General features: G+C 35.1%; 13 protein-coding genes and 1 pseudogene. 8 read left to right on the top strand and 6 right to left on the bottom strand.

The window, feature by feature from the left end; all coding sequences use genetic code 11:
- From AC1DJR_RS04225 to AC1DJR_RS04235, 3 genes are all read right to left on the bottom strand, one after another.
- On the bottom strand, nt 1-450 hold a 450-nt coding region (locus AC1DJR_RS04225; protein ID WP_477002079.1), incomplete at its 3' end, for a coiled-coil domain-containing protein.
- A gap of 263 nt (nt 451-713) precedes the next feature.
- Nucleotides 714-1,028: a winged helix-turn-helix transcriptional regulator gene (locus tag AC1DJR_RS04230; protein WP_002089608.1), complete on the bottom strand. Its 315-nt coding sequence runs from the start codon at nt 1,026-1,028 to the stop codon at nt 714-716.
- A gap of 162 nt (nt 1,029-1,190) precedes the next feature.
- Nucleotides 1,191-2,033 carry a DegV family protein gene (locus AC1DJR_RS04235; protein WP_002016143.1) on the bottom strand — a complete coding sequence of 281 codons (843 nt, stop codon included), beginning with the start codon at nt 2,031-2,033 and terminating at the stop codon, nt 1,191-1,193.
- Nucleotides 2,034-2,423: 390 nt separating this feature from the next.
- On the opposite strand from AC1DJR_RS04235, the gene AC1DJR_RS04240 reads away from it, so the two are divergent.
- Both AC1DJR_RS04240 and AC1DJR_RS04245 read left to right on the top strand, forming a co-directional pair.
- On the top strand, nt 2,424-3,059 hold the full coding sequence (locus AC1DJR_RS04240; RefSeq protein WP_477002080.1) for a YigZ family protein: 636 nt from the start codon (nt 2,424-2,426) through the stop codon (nt 3,057-3,059).
- Between the two features lie 74 nt (nt 3,060-3,133).
- Nucleotides 3,134-4,261 (top strand): LCP family protein, encoded by a 1,128-nt coding sequence (locus AC1DJR_RS04245; protein WP_002016146.1) that lies wholly within the window; start codon nt 3,134-3,136, stop codon nt 4,259-4,261.
- Between the two features lie 53 nt (nt 4,262-4,314).
- On the opposite strand, the gene wecB is transcribed toward AC1DJR_RS04245, so the two are convergent.
- Nucleotides 4,315-5,430 carry a non-hydrolyzing UDP-N-acetylglucosamine 2-epimerase gene (wecB, locus tag AC1DJR_RS04250; protein ID WP_002034751.1) on the bottom strand — a complete coding sequence of 372 codons (1,116 nt, stop codon included), beginning with the start codon at nt 5,428-5,430 and terminating at the stop codon, nt 4,315-4,317.
- A gap of 75 nt (nt 5,431-5,505) precedes the next feature.
- Entirely contained in the window at nt 5,506-6,876 is a 1,371-nt protein-coding gene (locus tag AC1DJR_RS04255) for a UDP-glucose dehydrogenase family protein (RefSeq protein WP_477002081.1), read from the bottom strand.
- A 451-nt stretch (nt 6,877-7,327) separates the two neighbouring features.
- Between AC1DJR_RS04255 and AC1DJR_RS04260 the strand changes: the two genes are divergently transcribed.
- The 3 genes from AC1DJR_RS04260 to AC1DJR_RS04270 all read left to right on the top strand — a co-directional run bounded on the left by AC1DJR_RS04260 (nt 7,328) and on the right by AC1DJR_RS04270 (nt 12,129).
- On the top strand, nt 7,328-8,401 hold the full coding sequence (locus tag AC1DJR_RS04260) for a glycosyltransferase family 4 protein (RefSeq protein ID WP_477002082.1): 1,074 nt from the start codon (nt 7,328-7,330) through the stop codon (nt 8,399-8,401).
- 207 nt (nt 8,402-8,608) lie between these two features.
- Nucleotides 8,609-9,346, top strand: a complete 738-nt coding sequence (locus AC1DJR_RS04265) for a polysaccharide deacetylase family protein (protein WP_012261992.1) — start codon at nt 8,609-8,611, stop codon at nt 9,344-9,346.
- 104 nt (nt 9,347-9,450) lie between these two features.
- Nucleotides 9,451-12,129 carry a sigma-54-dependent transcriptional regulator gene (locus tag AC1DJR_RS04270; protein ID WP_002034748.1) on the top strand — a complete coding sequence of 893 codons (2,679 nt, stop codon included), beginning with the start codon at nt 9,451-9,453 and terminating at the stop codon, nt 12,127-12,129.
- A 73-nt stretch (nt 12,130-12,202) separates the two neighbouring features.
- Here AC1DJR_RS04270 and exsM read toward each other — a convergent pair whose 3' ends face one another.
- Nucleotides 12,203-12,616, bottom strand: coding sequence for an exosporium regulatory protein ExsM (gene exsM / locus AC1DJR_RS04275; protein ID WP_002166452.1), 414 nt, complete (start codon nt 12,614-12,616; stop codon nt 12,203-12,205).
- Nucleotides 12,617-12,968: 352 nt separating this feature from the next.
- Between exsM and AC1DJR_RS04280 the strand changes: the two are divergent.
- From AC1DJR_RS04280 to chrA, 3 genes and pseudogenes are all read left to right on the top strand, one after another.
- Nucleotides 12,969-13,094, top strand: a pseudogene (locus AC1DJR_RS04280) (IS607 family transposase); the annotation flags it as partial.
- A complete protein-coding gene (locus AC1DJR_RS04285) occupies nt 13,091-14,248 on the top strand; it encodes an RNA-guided endonuclease InsQ/TnpB family protein (RefSeq protein WP_429686500.1) in 1,158 nt (385 codons plus the stop codon). The pseudogene AC1DJR_RS04280 and the gene AC1DJR_RS04285, both read left to right, overlap by 4 nt.
- Before the next feature lie 155 nt (nt 14,249-14,403).
- On the top strand, nt 14,404-14,824 hold a 421-nt coding region (gene chrA / locus AC1DJR_RS04290; RefSeq protein WP_477002083.1), incomplete at its 3' end, for a chromate efflux transporter.

Genomic DNA, 14,824 nt, shown 5'->3' on the forward strand with positions numbered 1-14,824 from the left:
CACAGAAGCTAAACGATCAACTAAATCTGCAACGTTTTTAGAGTTTACAAGAACTTCTGTTACAATGTTCGTATTTGGCTGTTCTTGTAGTGCAACTAAACGTTTTCTTAATAACTCTTCACGTTTTGCAATCTTTGTTTGTAGTTCTGCAATATCTTTATTTTTATTTTCGATTAATTGCTCAGTATCAGAAACTTTTTTTGTTGTTTCATCAAGTTTTGAAGCGTTCTCTTGAACAGACTTATCCAAACCTTGGATTGTTTTGTTTAAGTCATTCATTTGTTTTTGTAATTCATCACGTTCTTGTTGTTGTTTATGTAAAGTATCATTTTGTGTGTTAATTTGTGATTTCACGTCAGAAATTTTATCTTCTGCAAATATATTTGGTGTTAGCCCAGAAAACATTAACCCTGCAACTAATGCGCAAGATGCCATTTTTAGCTTTTTCATTTTATTTTTTACACCGCTTTCTTTTTTTCATTTTCCGTATATAACCTATTAAAATTTATACCATAATTCGGGAGTTTTTTTGCTAATGTTACGGTTTTGTAAAATAAATGTAATATTACATTTATCTCTATAGCAAAGTATATCTAAATTTGTATATATATGTAGAATTTCAAGAGCCTTACACCGTTTTTTATAGAATTGAAAAAAACGTAAGGGAACCCCTTACGTTTTGAAAATACTCCAATATGAATGAAATAGAAACGTTACTTCATCCATTTCTCAGCCCAATTTTGGACCTCATCCATAACACTTTCCAACGCTTTCCCTTTATCAGTTACACCGTACTCTATTCTAACTGGTACTTCTGGGTAAACATTACGAACTACAATACCTTCGCCTTCTAATTCCTTTAAACGTTCTGACAACATACGATCGCTCATATTCGGTATAATATCTGCGATTTCTCTGAAACGTTTCGGCTCTTCGAGCAAAGATTTAATAATTAAGCCAGTCCATTTCTTACTAAGCATTGTAAAAGCTGACTCAAACTTTGGACATAAACAAGAATTATGCTCCATATGTTTCACCTCTCTTCCATTATAATATAGTTTCTTGTAAAAAGTAAGTAATAAAACTTTCCTCATTATTTAATTTTACGTACATTTTACCATTTCCAAATATTAACTTGTCAAATCCCCGTAAAAAAACCCCCTTCAAGTAAGAGAGCTTTTATATCTTTATCACTTCGTATACCAACCTAAACCAAGCGCACCTTCACCTAAATGCGTCCCAATTACAGCTCCGAAATAACTCGTACGAATTGTAACATGAGGATATATCTCTTCTAATTCTTGTTTCCATTCATTAGCTTCCTCTTCACGATTCGCATGAATAATAACAGCTTCCATAGGCACACCTTTATTTGCCTGCTCATCAAAGATTTCAACGATACGCTTTAACGCTTTTTTACGCGTACGAATTTTTTCGAATGGAATAATTACTTTATCTCTAAAGTATAATACTGGTTTTACTTGTAACAAACTACCRATGAAAGCTTGTGCACTATTTAATCTTCCACCACGTTGTAAATGATGTAAATCATCCACTACAAAATAAGCATCCATCGTTTGCTTCATTTCATCAAAGCGAGCGATAATCTCTTCTGGGGCTTTCCCTTCACTTACTAATTTCGCCCCTTCACGCACGTAAAACCCTTGTACTTCACAACTAATTTCAGAGTCGTACGTATATACATCAATACCATCTACCATCTGTCCAGCTGCCGTTGCTGTTTGATATGTACCACTAATTCCACTGGAAAGGTGAATGCTAATAACTGCATCATATTCTTTAGATAACTCTTCATATAACTCTAAAAACTTTCCAATTGCTGGTTGCGAAGTTTTCGGAAGTTCYTCTTGTTCACGTACTTTTATATAAAAATCATTTGCTGAAACTTCAGCCTCTTCTTGATAAGATTCCGTTCCAAACACAACGTTTAATGGAATCATATATATATTGAGTTCGTCACGAATATGCTTCGGTATATATGCTGTACTATCGGTAACAATAGCTGTTTTCATTTTCGTACCTGCCTTATAAAAAATTTTTATCCCCTAATTTTACACGAAAACTAGAAAAGGTGCATCCATACATAAAAATGCCGGCTAGAAACTACAATCACTCGTTCGACAAATTACAACAAAAAGATAAAGTGAAACTTTAATCAGTGGGGGTTTTGTTCATCCCCCACTGATTATTAGTTGAACCAATCGGGCTTTTACGGGCAGTTGACCTCCCACCTAACTTCTTTGCTCCAGCTGAATTTTGAGGTGGGAGTCTTACTGCCCGTTAATGCGGGATAAAATACTCACCAAAAATTTCAACATATTTGTAAAAAATGTTTGAATATAAAAACGCTCGCTTTTAAAATGTAAAGTACTAGTTATTTTGAAAGATAGGGGCGTATACCATTGTTATTACAATATTTAACAATAAAAGGCTATGGAGAGCACGAAATTGTGATTCAAAAATCAAGATTCATTTGCTATGTGAATCGCGCCACAACGGAAGAGGAAGCTCAAACATTTATACAAAAAATAAAAAAACAGCATTGGAATGCAACACATAATTGTTCCGCATATTTAATCGGTGAACAAGATCAAATTCAAAAGGCAAACGATGACGGCGAACCGAGYGGCACAGCTGGTGTACCTATGTTAGAAGTATTAAAAAAGCGAGGTCTAAAGGATACTGTCGTTGTCGYCACGCGCTATTTTGGTGGCATTAAACTTGGTGCTGGTGGATTAATTCGYGCATATGGAAAATGTACAAGTGAAGGACTTAATCACGTAGGCGTTGTTGAGCGAAAACTAATGCGCGTTATGGAAACAGAAATTGATTACACATTGCTTGGCAAAGTTGAAAATGAATTACGTAATTCAGAATATAACATTAAAGATATACATTATCTAGAAAACGTCACATTCGATACGTATGTAGAAGAAAATCGAAAACAAACATTTACGGATTGGATGATTGAATTAACAAACGGGAAGTGTACAATTAAAGAAGGAGATATGTTGTACTTAGAACAAGGTGTTATCTAAGAATAGCTAACGTCTCGCCTTTAAAGATTAATGTAGTGAATTAATTCCCTACAAATGAACTAAGGAGATTATATATGGAAGAACGTTATTATCATCTCCAAAATAGCAGAATAAAAAAGAAACGTAGAAGAAAGTTTTTCTTCTTTCTTATTTTCGCATTTTTATTTGGTAGCGTAGGACTTTATATGTTAAATTCCTACACTTCTCTCATGGGGATGTACAGTGGATTTAGCCGTGAAAAATCTAAATTACGAGCAGAAGATGTGGAAATCACAAAAAAACCTTTCACAATACTAATTATGGGTATTGAGGATTACGCAACAGATGGTCAAAACGGCCGAACAGATTCACTCATGTTCGCGACAGTTAATCCAAACTCAAAAAAGGTTTCACTTATGAGTATCCCACGCGATTCTCGTGTTAAGATTGTTGGCAAAAATAAAGAAGACAAAATTAACGCTGCCCATGCTTACGGTGGAGAAAAAATGGCAATCGACACCGTCGAAGAGTTTTTAAAAGTTCCTGTTGATCATTATATTAAAATTGATTTCCAAGGATTTAAAGGTATCGTTGATGCTGTTGACGGTATTACCGTTGATGTCCCCTTCGATTTCTGGGAACGCTCTGACGTGGATTACTATAAAAAAATCCAATTTAAACAAGGTCAACAGAACTTAAATGGTGAAGAAGCACTCGCATACGTCCGTATGCGAAAGCAAGATCCTAACGGTGATTATGGTCGAGCTGCTAGACAAAGACAAGTACTGGCTGCTGTTGCCCAAAAGCTAAACTCTGCTTCTACCGTATTTAAAATTAAAGATTTAACAAAGGTAGTTGGAAAATATATAAAAACCGATATTCCTATTTCAGACGGACTTGCTCTTTACAATAAAATCTCTGGATTCGACCCTTCTACAATACAAACGTTAAAACTTGAAGGAGAAGACAGAAAAATTGGCGGTATTTATTACTTCCTTCCAGATCCAATCAGTGTAGAGACTGTACGTAACGAAATTGAAAAGGAAATAGGAGAAAAAGCAAAAGTTCCAACAGAGACTACGAAAAATGAGAATACAAATTCCGATTCAAATTCTAACTCCAGCGCAAAAGCAAAGAAGGAGCCGAGTGAGAACAAAACACCACCGCCTCCTCCCCCTTCTACAAATGCTCATGCAGAGTGGATTATGAGGAATCATGAATAAAAAAAGAGCCAAATCGTATACGATTTGGCTCTTTTTATTTCACGCAATTGTTGTTACTTCTTAAAGTGTTGTAAAATCGCTTCTACAATACGCTCAGATGCACGACCATCGCCGTAAGGGTTAGATGCTTTCGTCATCTTATCATGAGCTTCTTTATCAGATAACAACTCATCAGCAAGACCAAAGATTGTCTCTTCATCTGTTCCTGCTAATTTCAGCGTACCTGCTTCGATACCTTCTGGGCGTTCCGTCGTATCACGAAGGACAAGGACTGGCACACCTAGTGATGGTGCTTCCTCTTGTACACCACCAGAATCAGTTAACATTAAGTATGAACGAGCTGCAACGTTATGGAAATCAATTACATCTAACGGCTCAATTAAATGAATACGRCTATGCTCGCCTAAAATATCATTCGCTATTTCGCGAACAACAGGATTCATATGAACAGGGTATACAACTTGTACATCTTCGTGCTTATCAACAAGACGCTTAATTGCACGGAACATATTGCGCATTGGTTCTCCTAAATTTTCACGACGGTGTGCTGTCATAAGTACAAGACGATCATTTCCAAGTTTCTCTAACACCGAATGGCTATAAGTTTCTTTTACAGTTGTCTTCAGTGCATCGATCGCTGTATTTCCTGTTACGAAAATGCGTGACTCATCTTTATTTTCTTTTTGTAAGTTCGTTGCTGATTTTGTTGTAGGTGAGAAATGAAGATCCGCCATTACACCTGTTAGTTGGCGATTCATCTCTTCTGGATATGGAGAATACTTATCCCATGTACGAAGTCCTGCTTCAACATGTCCTACTGGAATTTGATTATAGAAAGCAGCTAAGCTTGCAATAAATGTCGTCGTTGTATCACCATGCACAAGTACGATATCAGGCTTCGCTTCTTTCATTACTTTATCTAAACCTTCTAAACCACGTGTTGTAATATCGATTAACGTTTGACGATCTTTCATGATATTCAAATCGAAATCTGGCGTAATTCCAAAGATATTTAATACTTGATCTAACATTTGACGGTGTTGTGCTGTTACAGTCACAATTGATTCAATCTTTTCTGGGTGCTTTTGCAACTCTAATACAAGAGGGGCCATTTTAATTGCTTCTGGTCGTGTCCCGAAAATTGTCATTACTTTTAAACGTTCAGTCATTTCATTGCCTCTTTTCTTTCACTAGTTAAAACTTCTATTATCGCATATAAAAATATGCATGTGAAAATACATTTTTTAACGAGCCTGAGAAACATTACTATTACAGACGTCTTTTCGCCCAACTGAGTAATAATCTAATCCATGCTTCTCGGCATCCTCATTAGTATAACAATTTCTCCCATCAAATAGAATAGRTTCCCTCATAAGCTGTGCATACTTTTCKAGCGGATAATTTCGAATTGATTCCCATTCTGTTACGATAAAAACTGCATGCGCCTCTCTAATCGATTCATCTATACACTCAGCGTATCGTATCGTATTTCCAAATAAACTTCTTACATTTTGAATAGCTTGTGGGTCATATAAAACCACATCCGCACCCATATTAATTAATTCTTCTATCATAATAAGAGATGGTGCTTCCCTAATATCGTCAGTATTCGGTTTGAATGCTGCACCAAGAACCGCAATTCGCTTCTTCTTCATATCTATAATTTTCTTCGCTTTTTCAACTAACAACAACTGTTGTTTATTATTCACTTCAATGACTGCTTTCAACAAGCGAAAATCATGAGAAACATTCCCTRCAATTTGCACAAGTGCTTTCGTATCTTTTGGAAAACAAGATCCTCCATATCCGATGCCTGCATTTAAAAAAGATGCACCAATTCTCTTATCCATCCCCATCCCTGTAGCTACATCTACTATATCTGCACCCACTTGCTCACATATATTAGAAATTTCATTAATAAAACTAATCTTCGTAGCTAAAAAAGCATTAGATGCATATTTAATCATCTCAGCACTTCGAATATCTGTAATATACGTTTGTAAGCTTAATTTGCTGTACAAATTCTCTACTTTCCTTGCCGCTTCTTCACTACATGATCCAATTACGATACGATCACCATGAAAAAAATCATAAATACCAGAACCTTCTCTTAAAAACTCTGGATTCGATACAATATATAATTCATGTCTACCTTGTAGTTTCCCCTCAATCCATTCTCTCATTACATCATTTGTCCCTACAGGAACCGTACTTTTCGTAACAACAATAATATCGTTATTCACATATGTTCCAATATCATCACAAGCRCTACGAATATACGTTAAATCTGCTGTTCCATCTAATAAAGATGGCGTTCCAACTGCAATAAATATAAACTCTACATCATTAAATGCCGTTGATTTACTTGCTGTAAAAGTTAAATGATTATTCTCGTATGCTTCATTTATTAATTCACTTAATCCACATTCATAAATAGGTAACTCGCCTTGTTTAATCCGTTCAATTTTTTCACTATTTATATCGAAACATGTGACTGAATGTCCCAATCTCGCCAATCCTACTCCCGTAATCAATCCAACATATCCGGTACCTATTATCGTAATTTTCATTTTCCTTTCGCACAGGAATATACATAAGAAAATATACGAATACATAGAACTCCCCCTGTGCTTCCCCCTCTCACACTAAAAATGAGAAAACTCTTTCACTTTTTTATTATATGAATTGTTTTTTTATTCTTTTTTAAGATTTTGTAAAGTTAAATGATGCAATATATACAAAATGTAAATTCCCACATTTTAACACGGAACTTACTCAATTTTACGTGCAACACTTATAATACTRAAACAAAAGTCATCGCTATATGAGAGGAGAGTACAATGTCACATTACAAGCCACAATATGAGATCAACCTTCTCTAAGGACACAACATTCCATATCCAATTGTCATATATTCTATTCACTCCCCTTTACAGCCAAAAGAAAAAAAGATTGAATTCTAATCTTTTTGTGATACCATATGTTATGAGCCTGTAAATAAACATCATAATTTTCAGATAAATACAATTAAAAAAATTACGTTAAACTATAAAGGGTGGGGTATTAATGGACTCACAAGTGATTTATGCCATTTTGGCATCTTTCATCACTGTACTCGTCGTTACTCCTTTAGTTATTAAATTAGCTTTCAAAATAGGAGCAACAGACAAGCCAAATGCGCGTAAAGTACACCAAAAAATTATGCCTCGTCTTGGCGGGTTAGCAATTTTCATCGGTGTAGCCGTAGGATTTGTTGTCGGTGGATTGTACGAACAAAGAATGTTATCGATAACTTTAGGTGCTATCATCATTGTTATCATCGGGATTTTAGATGATATGTACGAACTATCTGCGAGGGTAAAATTCGGTGGACAACTATTAGTTGCCATCATGATTGTAAAAAGCGGATTATTAGTGCAAGTATTATATATTCCAATTTTTGGAGATACTGAACTCGGATGGCTTGCTTATCCAATTACTGTATTTTGGATTGTGGGTATTACAAATGCCATCAACTTAATTGATGGATTAGATGGATTATCCGCAGGGATTTCATCTATCGTACTTGCAACGCTAGCATATATGGCCTTCACTAGCCCATGGGGTACTGGAGCAGCTATTATATTACCTCTAGCACTGATTACATTAGCAAGTACAATTGGATTTTTATTCTACAACTTCCATCCAGCAAAAATTTTCATGGGAGATACAGGAGCACTATTTTTAGGATACTGTATTTCTGTTATATCGTTACTTGGATTATACAAAAGCGTAACGTTATTCAGTTTTATCGTTCCAATCATTATTTTAGGTGTACCTATATTTGATACGACATTTGCAATTATCCGCCGTATCGTAAATAAAAAGCCTATTTCAGCACCTGATAAATCGCATTTACATCACCGTCTGCTTGCAATGGGATTCTCTCATCGTAAAACGGTACTAATTATTTACGCATTGGGTATGTTCTTTAGTGTAAATGCAATTATTTTCAGTAGTGCAACATTATGGTTATCCATTATTCTTCTTTTCATTTTAATCTTCTTTACAGAAATCATTGCTGAAGTAATCGGTCTTGTACACGAACGTTACAAACCAATTATTTCCTTCTATAAAAAAGTGAAAAARCGCGAAGACTAATTGTAGTATAGCCTTTACTCTTATGAAATATTCAAATAGCATCCTCTTTTCATAAGAGGATGCTATTTTTTATTTTTTAATCCTTATTCCCCATTTCCAAAATATAGATTGTTTGAGAGTGCCTCTATTGGAGAAGATATACGTATAACGAAAAAAGTATCAAATTTTCATTTTTACATCTTGATTGTCAAACTGAGGGTGAATGTTATGATCAAGCGATTACTTCAATGTATAATTTTATTTTTAACTATTACTATGTACGCATCATCGAATACAAAAGCAACTACAGACATTCAAGTAAAAGATTACCAAAGTACTCAAACTACCTCTCCTACAACAAAAATTGCGTACTTAACATTTGATGACGGACCAAATAAATACACACCACAAATTTTAAATATTTTAAAAGAGAAGAACGGAAAAGCAACTTTCTTCGTTATTGGCGGAAAGGTGCCACATTATAAAAAAACGATGGAGCGATTGATTAAAGATGGACATTATATCGGTCTCCATAGTATGTCGCATGATGTAAAACGTCTTTATACTGGCGATCCATCTGTTTTAATTGCAGAAATGGAGCAAACCCAAAACATTGTCCAGCAAGTTACACATTTAAATACACATCTCGTTCGGGTCCCATACGGTAGCATGCCTTACTTAAAAAAGAATTACCGTGATGCACTCGTATCTGCCCAGTATAAAATGTGGGATTGGACAATTGATACATATGACTGGAAAAGCTATGATAATCCTTCCGCAATACTAGAAAGAGTACGAAATCAAAGCGATGAACAAGTAGAGGTTATTTTAATGCATGATTCTAGTGTCACAGTGCAAATACTCCCAAAAGTAATTGATTATTTACACTCACAAGGATATAAACTACTTCCCTACAATCCATCTTCCCATCTCGAAGTGAATTTTTGGAAAGACACAAGATTGTAACAGCTTTAGTGCCTATGTACTAAAGCTGTTTTATTTTTCTCTTCCCACACTTCTCATTTTTGTGTAGAATTTTAAATAGTGATGAAGTTTCGAGGTGAATAGAAATGAAACGAATAGATCTCATTTTTAACGCAATACAAAAAGGGAATTATACAGAAGGTATAACAGCATCAGAACTCGCTACACTTCTACAGCTAGACCGTGCAAATGTTAGTAGCGATTTAAACAAGCTTGTGAAAGATAATCGTTTGTTAAAAACGAGTACACGCCCTGTCCGTTTTTATATAGAAACGAACACTTCATTGGAAACGCATTCAACAAAGGGCACTTCATTAGATACATTTGCTATTGAAAATACAAGCCTAAAAATTGCAATTGAAAAAGCAAAAGCTTCTATTCTCTATCCTCCAAACGGTATGCATACTTTACTACTTGGAGAAACAGGTGTCGGAAAATCGATGTTCGCTTCTTTAATGCACGAATACGCAATTGAAGTGGAACAACTTCCAAAAGATGCACCTTTTATCGTCTTTAACTGTGCTGATTATGCAAACAATCCACAACTACTACTTGGACAGTTATTTGGGATAAAAAAAGGAGCTTACACAGGTGCCAGTGATCAAAAAGGGTTAATTGAAAAAGCACATGAAGGAATCCTCTTCTTAGATGAAGTACATCGCCTTCCTCCAGAAGGACAAGAGATGCTCTTCACATTTATTGATCGCGGAGTATACCGCCGCCTTGGAGAAACGGAAAATGAACGTAAGGCACGAGTGTTGATTATTACTGCAACAACCGAAGAACCAAATTCATTTTTATTAAAAACATTTACAAGACGTATTCCGATGACCGTTACGCTTCCACCACTTCGTGAGCGAACACATAAAGAACGGTTTGCTTTACTGCAACTATTTTTCACAAATGAAGCAATTCGTCTAAGGAAAGAGATTCATGTTAGTCCAAATACAATGCGTGCTTTCGTCTTTTACAATTGTCCAAATAACATCGGTCAATTGAAAACGGACGTACAAATTGCCTGTGCGAAAGCTTATTCTGATTTCGTAACAAAAAAACGTGATTCTGTCTGTGTTTCAAGTACAGATTTACCTTGGTATATGAAAGAAGGATTATTTATTGAAAGAAAGAGCCGTCATCTATATCAAATACCAAATGAAACATTTGTATTTACAGGTGATGAAGGTTGGAGTAAACATACAATAAAACCCGAAGGAAGTCGCTCTTCTATTTACGATTATATTGATTATAAATATGAAGAACTTCAAGCACGCGGCATTGAAGAGGAAGAATTAGAATTACTAATAGAAAATGATATTCAAAGCTTTTTCGTCCAATACTTTAACCAAATATCTAAAAAAACAAGTCATGAAAATGTTTTTAAAATTGTGGATCGTAATATCGTTTCCGTATGTGAAAAAATTGCGGAACTAGCTGAAAAATATTTATCTAAAACTTTCGATGAAAAAGTATTTCTCGCTTTAAGTTTACATGTACAGACAACTCTACAACGTTTACAGGGCGGGAAACAAATTCACCACCCACAATTAAATCAAATTCGTACGAAATATAAAGAAGCTTTTTCCGTAGCTATGCAATGTATTCAGCTATTAGAAGAAGAATTACAAATAACAATACCTATTGATGAAGCTGGCTTTTTAACAATGTTTTTCGTTGTTGATCCAATTCCTGCCTCACAAACAGAAGTAAAAGTATTAATATTAGCACACGGTAATGGCATCGCAACAGAAATGGCAAACGTTGCAAACGAACTTCTCGGTATTGATGAAGTAACTGGTATCGATATGCCCTTGCATGAATCACCAAAAGACTTCTTAGAGCGTGTTAAAGTGTATATGAAAACACTTCAAAATGTAAACGGGCTTCTCTTACTTGTTGATATGGGATCTCTCGCTTATATTGGTGATATATTAGAAACTGAATTCAAAATCCCTGTACGTGTTCTTTCCATGACGAGTACACCACACGCACTAGAAGCAGCTCGAAAAGCTCAGCTTGGCTATTCATTAGATGCACTATACGAAACAGTGAAGAACTTAACGCCGTTCTATTTAAACGTACAGGAAGAAAAGAAAAAGCCACTATCGCCAATGAAATCCGTGATTTTAACAGCTTGTTTAACCGGCGAAGGAAGTGCTTTAGCAATTCAAAAAATGTTAGAGAACTATTTACGCTTTGATAAAGACTTAATTGAAATTATTCCGATTAGCATCGTTCATGAAAAAGATTTAACGAAAATGATYGAGAACATAAAAAAAGAGCGTAATATCATTTGTATCGTCACGAATTTCGATATGCAAATACCTTGCTTAACATATCATTTCCAAGACATTGTGAACTACACAGCTATTCAACCAATTCAAGAATTGATTACGTATGAAGAAACATATGCAAAAATGGCTGATATTCTTGAACAACAAATGCAGCGTAACGATGGAGCATTACTTATTAAAACAATTCGTTATGCATTAAATACAATTCAAGAATTGATTTCTTTACAGCTAACTCCCGACAGTTTAATGGGTGTGATTTTGCATATGAGCTGCATGGTTGACCGTCTTCAAAAAGGTGAAAGTCTCCTCCCTCATCCTGATAAAGAGAAACGAAGACAAGATGAGTACTGGATGTATATGAAAGTGAAAAAAGCATTGCAACCTATTGAAAATACATTTGAAATACAAATCCCAGATGACGAAGTATTTTATATAATGGACTTCTTCATTAAAAATCAGCCTGTAAAAAATTAAACTAGGGGATATTGTAGCACTCTATATAATTAGAAAAGGCTGTTCCAAAATGTTTTTTGGACAGCCTTTTCGCTTACTTCTTTACTTCCCTTATTCTCCCCCTTATTTCTCCCTTTTTATTAGATTTCGTATTAACATTTACATATACATTTGCTTGCATTATCTCTTGAAACAAGCTGTCAAATGCTCTCCCCTGTAAAGGCCCTTCAAAATCCTCTACTCTAGCTACACCAGTAACGACTCCTTCATTCACACTAATTCCTTGCTCTAACGGACCAAACAAACTTAAAATAACTGGACCAATTTGATTCGCTTTTCCTAAATGAATTTGGCATGACGTGATTTTTTTTATATTTTTTAATATGACCCGATATTGCAACTTCTTTAAATCTTCACTAAAAATGAGCTCTGTTACACCGTAAGCTTCTGTATTTACAGGAGGTACTTCCCTCTTCCCTGTTAACCTAGCAAAGAAATGTGTTGTCATACGGGCATTCTCCTCATATAAATTTCCCAGCACTACTTCTACTACTTTATGGTTTAGACATAATCATTTATGACTTTTTCAAATTTTAATTACGAAGAAAAGATTCACACAATCTTTACATTAAAATCGTTTCTTTTGCTTTACTCCCTCTTGTATAATGCACTTAGAAAAACAGTCTAGGAGAATTATACAGTAATCGAAAAAGCGAACGATTATAGACATATGTATTAAAATGTAATTATGTAACAATATGAACCAAAAGAATTTCCAGAAGTTTTCAACGTACCTATTAGACCATTGCAAAGTTGGGATAACCAAGTTGTTTTAACTGCTTACCAAAACCCAAAAGGTAAATAAAAAATTATCTCCACAAGAAGAACTTGTTCAAGATTTGATATCTATCATTCATGTATGTAGTTGTAGGGTATATGGATTGAGAAAATACAAAAAGAACATGGTGGGTGATAAAAAGTTATGAGAAGAGCCTATTTGATAGAGATGAAACCGACAAATGAACAAATAACCAAGATCAATCAAACGATTGGGGTATGTAGGTATGTTTACAATCTGTATATCTCTAAAACCAAAGAGAGGTATGAATCCGAGGGAAAGTTTCTGAGTGGATATGACTTTTCTAAATGGTTAAACAATGTCTATACAAAAGAATGTGATCAATGGATTAAAGAGGTATCTAGTAAAGCGATAAAACAGGCAATTATGAATGGAGATACGGCTTTTAAAAGATTTTTTAAGGGCTTATCTGGATTTCCCCGTTATAAGAAAAAGAAGAATCAAGATGTGAAGTGCTATTTTCCTAAAAACAACAAAACGGACTGGGCAGTAGAAAGACATAGAGTAAAAGTCCCAACGATTGGTTGGGTGAGATTAAAGGAGTATGGTTATATCCCGAAAAATGGGATTGTAAAAAGTGGAACGATATGTAAAAGGGCAGGGAGATATTTTGTATCTGTGCTTTGCGAATTGGAAGAAAGAGCAACGAAACCAACACTTAATGAAACAGGTTTAGGTATTGATTTAGGGGTGAAGGATTTCGCTACACGTAGCGATGGTATCGTTCATGAAAACATCAACAAAACAATAAGCGTAAAAAGGATAGAAAAGCGGTTAAAACGTGAGCAACGCTCTTTATCGCGTAAATTTGAAAATGTAAAAAAGAGAGGTGAAACATCTGCTACGAACAAAAGAGCGAATATAGATAAAAACATTCTTAGGGTGCAAAAACTACATGTTCGGCTAACAAATATCCGACTAGAGTATGTAAAGTCTATTGTAAATGATGTGGTGAAAACCAAGCCAACGTTTATTACAGTGGAAGATTTGAATGTGAAAGGTATGATGAAGAATAAACATCTATCTAAAGCAGTTGCTGGGCAATGTTTTTATATATTTAAAACATTGCTATTGACGAAATGTGAAGAATATGGAATCAAACTACGTCAAGTAGACAGGTTCTATCCATCGTCAAAGTTATGTTCGTGCTGTGGTCAAAAGAAAGTATACTTAAAGCTATCTGACCGGGTATATACATGTGAATGTGGAAATGTAATGGATAGAGATTTGAACGCATCAATCAACCTTTTACAAGCAAAAAAATATACAATACTAACGTAAATAAATTGTATATATGTACGGTGGGCTACATCGGAATTTACGCCTGTGGAGTGTTATAGCAAACTGTAGTAGCGAATGATTGGCGAGGCAGGACACATAGAAGCAGGAATACTCTAAGAATATACATTTGTCTATATCTTTAGTAGCAGGAAATTTTGAAAAATAATAACTACTCTTTCCAATCATTAATAGAGATTTTTCTCGTATCATTTAAATTAGGACTTACTTCATTTGGTGGTCCCGTCGCCCATCTTGGTTATTTTCATCATGAATACGTGCAAAAAAGAAAATGGATGGATGAACGAAGTTACGGAGACTTAGTAGCGCTATGTCAATTCCTTCCTGGCCCTGCTAGCAGCCAAGTCGGTATGGGAGTTGGCTTATTACGCGGCGGATTATTAGGAGCTATTATTTCATGGATCGGATTCACTCTCCCATCTGTGCTCGTTTTAGTTTTCTTCGCTTCATTTCTTAACCAATTCGAGCTTGGAAGTACTGGCTGGATTCACGGACTGAAACTTGTAGCGGTCGCAATTGTCGCTCATGCAATATGGGGAATGGCTCAAAAGTTAACAC

Source organism: Bacillus sp. 05T31 (assembly GCF_056396725.1).